Below are 7079 nucleotides of genomic sequence, written 5' to 3'. Positions count from 1 at the left end.
TCAAGTCATCATTTGATACAAAATGACCCGATCACGGCATGGACCCGTAGGAGATTTTGCCGTACAAACCATGCCACAGAACAGGCTGCAGTGGCCTCCCGCAAGGCGCTGCACAGGAAGTCAGGAGATCGAAGAATGACCGACACCGTATCGGACCTTGAAATGCGCCGTAAAAAGCTGCTGTTCCGTGGAAGCCATCGTGGCACCAAGGAGAACGATATCCTGATGGGGCGTTTCATGGACAGGCATCTGGCGACCCTGACGGCAGAACAACTTGATAGATTTGAAATCCTGATCAACGAAGTACCGGATGCCGATTTCTTCAAATGGGCAACCGGCAAGGAAGCGGCACCTGCACAGTATGACACGGATGTCCTGCGCATGATCCGGGACCTGAGCAACGCCTGACAATACATTGAACAAACTCAAAGAAATCATATCGACCAATGGTCGCAAACGGGTAGGCGGTGTGCCGGAAGGCGCAGACGCCCTGATCCTGCGTGAACTGCTTGATAGTGCGGGCAAGAACAAGACCGTTCTTCACGTCGCACGCGATGACAAGCGCATGGCCCAACTGGCGGAGGCATTGCAATTCTTCGCCGGTGAAATCGAAGTCCTGACGCTGCCGGCGTGGGATTGCCTGCCTTATGACCGTGTTTCACCGATTTCGGAAGTCACCGCACGGCGCGTCGAAACGCTGACAACCCTTGCCGACAGCAAGGAGTCCGCAGCTGGCAATGGCCGTATCGTCCTGACAACCGCCGCCGCGGCAATGCAGCGTGTCCCGACCGTCGATGTCATGCGCAAAGGCAAGCTGGCGTTCAAGGCTGGCAGTGAATACGACCGCGCAGAGCTGACCGCCTATTTCGAGCGAATGGGCTACAACCGCGCGGAACAGGTGATGGAACCGGGCGACTACGCCGTTCGTGGTGATATTGTCGATATCTTTGCCCCGGGCATGAAGGAACCGGTTCGGCTTGATTTCTTTGGCGATGAGATCGAAAGCATCCGTCGCTTTGATGTCGAAACCCAGCGCACTGTCGGCAAGGTTAAGGAAATTTCCCTGTTGCCCGTGGGCGAAGTCTATCTTGACCCGGATAGCATTTCGCGGTTCCGAAGCAGCTATCGCGAGCTGTTTGGCGCGGTATCGCAGACCGATCCACTTTATGAATCTATTTCCAACGGCCTGAAGTATGGCGGGATGGAGCATTGGCTGCCGCTGTTTCATGACGGGTTGGATACGATATTCGCCTATGTGCCCGAAACCATCGTCAGCCTTGATTATCAATATGGCGAGGTCATCGAAAACCGGCTTGAGATGATCGATGATTATTATCAGGCACGCCTTAATATCAAGGGCGGCGGGCTATCGGGTGACAACGTCTATAAACCGGTGCCGCCAGAACGGCTTTACCTTGATCAGGCAGAGTTTGACCGCATGCTGTCAGACCGCCCGGTTCTGGAATTCTCGCCCTATTACGATGATGAAAATCCCGATCGCGGTATTTACGATCTTGGTGCGCGGGCAGGGCGTGATTTTGGCGATGTGCGTGCGCGTGCGGACGTCAATCTGTATGACGAACTGCGTGATTTCATCACCACACAGCGAGGCAAGGAAAATCAGGTTGTTATCGCGGCCTATTCCGATGGATCGCGTGATCGCATCGTGTCATTGCTGCGCGAACATGGCGTCGGCAAAGTCGTTACCTGCGAATGCTGGGAAGACGTGACCGACGATCTGACCTTTGAGCATGTCGGCGTCGTGATCCTCGATATCGAACGTGGTTTCCGGCGTAAAGGCCTTTGGCTTGTTACCGAACAGGATATCCTTGGCGACCGCATGAGCCGCCCGGGTGGACGCCGTCGCAAGGCAGACAATTTCCTGCGTGAAGCGTCCGAGATTTCCGAAGGCGACCTTGTTGTCCACCTTGAACACGGTATCGGGCGCTATTTGGGCCTGAAAACCGTGACGGCAGGTGGCGCCCCGCATGACTGTCTTGAACTTGAATATGATGGCGGCGACAAACTCTTTGTGCCGGTCGAAAATATCGAGGTCCTGTCGCGATATGGTTCGGACGAGGGCATCTCGATCCTTGATAAGCTGGGCGGTGTTGCCTGGCAGGCCCGTAAGGCCAAGCTGCGCGAACGCATCCGTGACATGGCAGGCAAGCTGATCAAGGTTGCCGCTGAACGTCATCTGCGCAAGGGCGCCATGCTTCAAGCACCTGAGGGCGCCTATGACGAGTTCTGCGCCGGCTTCCCGTTTGCCGAGACCGAGGATCAGGCACGCGCGATCCGCGATACCCTTGATGACCTGTCGGCTGGCAAGCCGATGGATCGTCTCGTTTGCGGCGATGTCGGCTTTGGCAAGACGGAGGTCGCCATGCGCGCCGCCTTTGCCGCCGTCATGTCGGGCAAACAGGTGGCCGTGGTGGCGCCGACAACACTTCTTTGCCGTCAGCATTACCTGAATTTCAAGGAGCGCTTTGAAGGCCTGCCGGTTCGGGTTGAACAGCTGTCGCGCCTTGTCACCGGCAAGAACGCCAAACTGGTCAAGGAGAACCTAGAAAGCGGCCATGTCGATATCGTCTGTGGCACCCATGCGCTTCTGGGGACGGGCGTGCACTTCAAGGACCTTGGCCTTCTGATCGTTGACGAGGAACAGCATTTCGGCGTCAAGCACAAGGAACGCCTCAAGGAACTGAAATCCGATGTGCATGTCCTGACCCTGACCGCGACGCCAATCCCGCGGACCTTGCAACTGGCCCTGACCGGGGTAAAGGAACTTTCGATCATTGCCACACCGCCGGTCGACCGTTTGGCGGTCCGGACCTATATCACGCCATATGACCCGGTTGTCGTGCGCGAGGCCATCTTGCGCGAACGCCACCGTGGTGGTCAGATTTTCTATGTTTGCCCAAGGGTCAATGAACTCGACCGGGTTGCCAAGGAACTTCAAAATCTTGTACCGGAAATCAAGTTTGACGTGGCACACGGCCAGATGGGCGCGCGTGACCTTGAACAGGTCATGACCGATTTCACCGACCGTAAGTTTGATCTGCTGCTCGCGACCAACATTATTGAGTCGGGTATTGATGTTCCAAACGCCAACACGATGATCATTCACCGGTCCGACATGTTCGGCTTGGCTCAGCTTTATCAGTTGCGTGGCCGTATTGGACGTTCCAAACAGCGTGCCTATGCCTATCTGACCTTGCCAAATGGCAAGAAACTGACGGCAACAGCGCTTAAGCGACTGGAAGTCATGCAGACCCTTGATAGTCTGGGTGCTGGGTTCAATCTGGCGAGCCACGATCTTGATATTCGCGGGGCAGGCAACCTGCTTGGTGAAGAACAATCGGGCCATATCAAGGAAGTCGGGATCGAGCTTTATCAACAGATGATCGAAGAAGCCGTGGCAGAAGCCAAGGGCGAGATCGATGCATCCGAAGAGGCAAGTTTCGTCCCGCAGATCAATATCGGCATGCCGGTTCTGATCCCGGATCGTTACGTGCCGGATCTTGGTGTGCGGCTTGGTCTTTATCGCCGTATTTCCGAATTGCGATCGCGTGAAGAGGTCGACCAGTTTGCCGCCGAAATGATTGACCGGTTTGGCAAATTGCCCAAGGAAGTCGAAAACCTTCTGGATGTGGTCACCATCAAACAATGGTGTCGGGTTGCCAATATCGAGAAGCTTGATGCGGGCCCGAAAGGGGCACTCATCACGCTTCGGAATAACGAGTTCCCGAACCCGGCCGGTTTGATCGGCTTTATCCAGCAACAGGTTGGCGTCGCCCGCCTGCGACCGGATCACAAGATCGTCTATTCCGCCGGCTGGGATGGCCCGACCGACCGGCTTGAAGGCCTCAAACGATTGATGAAACGGCTTTCGGATATCGCAGGAAACGCATAAAGAAAAGGCGGGTAACAGATTGTTATCCCGCCTTTTTTTTCAATTCTCAATGGGCTCTTGCTTAGACCGGAATTTCTTCCTGTCTCGCCAGTCGGATCATACGCTGAAGGATATCGGGTTCCTGTGCGCCCGAAAGGGCATGGCGGCTGTTAAACAGGAAGCACGGTACACCGGTTACACCCATCTGATGCGCGACCCGGTTTTCCTGACTGACAAATTCCCGGTCCATGTCACCCGCAAGATATTCCAGAATTTCGTTTCTGTCTTCGCCATGGCGAACTGCGATGTCGGCCAGAAGTTCATGATTGCCGATATCCTGACCTTCAAGGAAATAGGCCACGAACAGATCTTCGACCAAATCATTGCCAACCGCTGGCCGTTCTGCGCACACCTTGTAGATCAGGCGATGAGAGTCCGTTGAATCTGGCGTCACGTTAATCAGATCAAACCTGAACGGGATACCGACCGCAGCCCCGGCATCCTCGATCGCCTTGTAAACCCGTTCGGCACTTTCGCTTCCGCCGAACTTTGCGGATAGATAAAGTTTGCGATCAATGCCGCCACTCGGCATATCCGGGTTAAGCAGGAAAGGGCGCCAGTGAATGATCAGGTTATCAAGCTTTTCGCGTGACAACGCTTTTTCAAGGCGCTTCTTGCCGATATAGCACCACGGACAAATCGTATCGACAATCGCCTCGATCCTGATCGGCGAATTTGATGCTTCACTTTGTCCGAACTGCCAATTCATTGCACTTTATCCATTCAAGAAAGACGTTCCCGTCGCCAGCGGCGCAATCCCAAGATGGTCGGCAACCGTTTGCCCGATATCGGCAAAGGTTTCGCGCATCCCGAATGGTCCTGGCGCAATCGCCGGTCCAAAGGCAAGGATCGGCACAAATTCGCGTGTATGGTCATTGCCGCGCCAGGTCGGGTCACACCCGTGATCGGCGGTAACGATCACCAGATCTCCAGGCTTTAACGCGGCGCGCAGTTCCGGAATTCGTTGATCAAATTCCTCAAGCGCGTTTGCATACCCGGCGACATCACGACGGTGACCGAATTCCATGTCGAAGTCCACCAGGTTGGTGAACACAATGCTGTTATCCGGGGCTTCGTCGATTTCTTTCATCATGGCATCAAACAGCGCCATATTCCCGGACGCTTTAACCTTTTTGGCAATCCCGCGATGGGCATAGATATCGGCGATTTTACCGACCGAAATCACCTTACCACCCGATTTGCTGAACAGATCAAGCAGGGTTGGTTTATGGGGCGGAACGGCAAGATCACGACGGTTTGACGTCCGCTTGAAATCAGCAGGCGTTTCACCAAGGAACGGACGGGCAATTACACGCCCGATATTATAGGGTTCAACCAGTTTGAAGGCGATTTCACAGACATCATACAGGCGATCGAGGCCAAAATGCTCCTCGTGGGCAGCAATCTGAAACACGCTGTCGGCCGAGGTATAACAAATCGGTTTTCCGGTTTTGATATGCTCTTCGCCAAGCTCTGCGATGATGGCCGTGCCCGAGGCATGGCAGTTACCAAGAATGCCCGGCAATTTAGCCTGTTCGATCAGGGCATCGGTCAGTTCCGCCGGGAATGTCGGGACGGTCAGGGGAAAATAACCCCAATCGAAATCCACCGGCACACCGGCAATTTCCCAATGGCCGCTTGGCGTATCCTTGCCGCGCGATAGTTCCTTGGCATGGCCAAATGCGCCGATCATTGCACCGCCATGATCAAGACCGGGCGGGACACGACCTGTGGCATCCTTGGCAGCCTCGCCAAGACCAAGTGCCACCATGTTCGGCACATTCAGGGGACCACTGCGCTTGTCGCTATCGGCAAGGCCTTTGGCGCATTGTTCTGCGATGTGGCCAAGGGTATCAGAGCCCTGATCACCGAATTTTGCCGCGTCCGGTGCCGAACCGATCCCGAAACTGTCCGCCACGATAATGATGGCACGTGCCATTGATGTCTTCCTTCAAACCTTATCCGGGCAATGCGATGCCCAGCAGATAGTCATAAATTCTAGTAGTTGCCAGTCGCAGCCGGTGCATCACCCGGTTTCGTGCCACAGGTTTCAAGCAACGCGGTCAAAACGCCACTTGCCCCGAAACGGAAGGTTTCCGGCTTTGCCCAGCCTTCGCCCATGATGTGATCGGCAATCGCAAGATAAAGGGCGGCGTCCTCGGTGGACTTAACTCCGCCAGATGCCTTGAAGCCGGCATCAATACCATCCTCGTCGCGGGCATCGCGAATGGCCGTAAGCATTGCAACCGCGGCTTCGGGCGTTGCGCCGACAGACACCTTGCCGGTCGATGTCTTGACGAAATTTGCACCATGCTTGATGGCAACCCGGGCGGCGTCGTAAAGTTTGCCAAGATCATCAAACTCGCCGCTTTCAAGGATGACCTTCATGGTGGTCATCGTTCCGCAGGCCGTGCGCGTGGCATCGACAACATCCGTTGCGGTCGCGACATCGCCTTCAAGAAATGCCTTGTAGGGGAAGACAAGATCGATCTCGTCTGCGCCCTTGGAAACGCAATTTGCGGTCTCGTCGGCAACACGCTGGGCATTGGTGCCGCCTTCGGGGAAGTTCACCACGGTTGCGGTTTTCACACCTGACTGGCCCAGTGTCCGCCACGAGGTTTCGATAAACGGGGCATAGACGCAAACAGCTGCTGTGTTTCCCTCAGGCGTTTGCGCGCGTTTGCACAGGGCTTCGATGACCTGTTCATTGTCATCATCATTCAGGCTGGTCAAATCCAGAACAGAAATCGCACGGCGTGCCGTCTCGGCATCTGGCACGGCCTTGTTCTTGGCAACTGAAATGACTTCTGAAACAGTTTTCGGATCGAACATCAAACATTCCTTGCAACGCGCTATGCGCGGTTCGTCAATATCGGCAAAATCGGTGACCATCTGGCCCGAATGAGAAAGACGGATCAACGACGGCCTGAAGGGTATCCAACCTTCATTCGGCAATCAATCGATCCGTCTCAAAATACAGTTTCAATCAGAACGCGGAAACGTCAAAGGCCCGCTATTTCGACAGCAGAAGCTGACCTTCACGTCCTTCAAGCGGTTTGTCACCCGCGACCGAGCACAGATATCCGCCCGGAACGATAAGCCGAATACCGATGCGGGAATACAGCAC

General features: G+C 55.1%; 5 protein-coding genes. 2 read left to right on the top strand and 3 right to left on the bottom strand.

The features are described 5' to 3' along the window. Positions 1-135: 135 nt before the first annotated feature. Positions 136-408: a succinate dehydrogenase assembly factor 2 gene (locus tag B3Z49_RS18865; protein WP_296993631.1), complete on the top strand. Its 273-nt coding sequence runs from the start codon at positions 136-138 to the stop codon at positions 406-408. A 7-nt stretch (positions 409-415) separates the two neighbouring features. Next, a complete protein-coding gene (gene mfd, locus B3Z49_RS18860; protein WP_296993629.1) occupies positions 416-3913 on the top strand; it encodes a transcription-repair coupling factor in 3498 nt (1165 codons plus the stop codon). 61 nt (positions 3914-3974) lie between these two features. Here mfd and B3Z49_RS18855 read toward each other — a convergent pair whose 3' ends face one another. The 3 genes from B3Z49_RS18855 to deoC are packed head-to-tail and all read right to left on the bottom strand — an operon-like array spanning position 3975 to position 6784. Next, on the bottom strand, positions 3975-4661 hold the full coding sequence (locus B3Z49_RS18855) for a DsbA family oxidoreductase (RefSeq protein WP_197147493.1): 687 nt from the start codon (positions 4659-4661) through the stop codon (positions 3975-3977). Between the two features lie 6 nt (positions 4662-4667). Further along, positions 4668-5891, bottom strand: a complete 1224-nt coding sequence (locus B3Z49_RS18850; protein ID WP_296993625.1) for a phosphopentomutase — start codon at positions 5889-5891, stop codon at positions 4668-4670. A gap of 59 nt (positions 5892-5950) precedes the next feature. After that, complete coding sequence (gene deoC, locus B3Z49_RS18845) at positions 5951-6784, bottom strand: deoxyribose-phosphate aldolase (protein ID WP_296993623.1); 834 nt, start codon at positions 6782-6784, stop codon at positions 5951-5953. Positions 6785-7079 lie beyond the last annotated feature (295 nt).

Source organism: Thalassospira sp. UBA1131 (assembly GCF_002311515.1).
In the GTDB taxonomy this organism is placed as follows: Bacteria; Pseudomonadota; Alphaproteobacteria; order Rhodospirillales; family Thalassospiraceae; genus Thalassospira.
The sequence above is the reverse complement of the archived record's forward strand: the minus strand, read 5'-3'. Positions and strand labels throughout refer to the sequence as shown.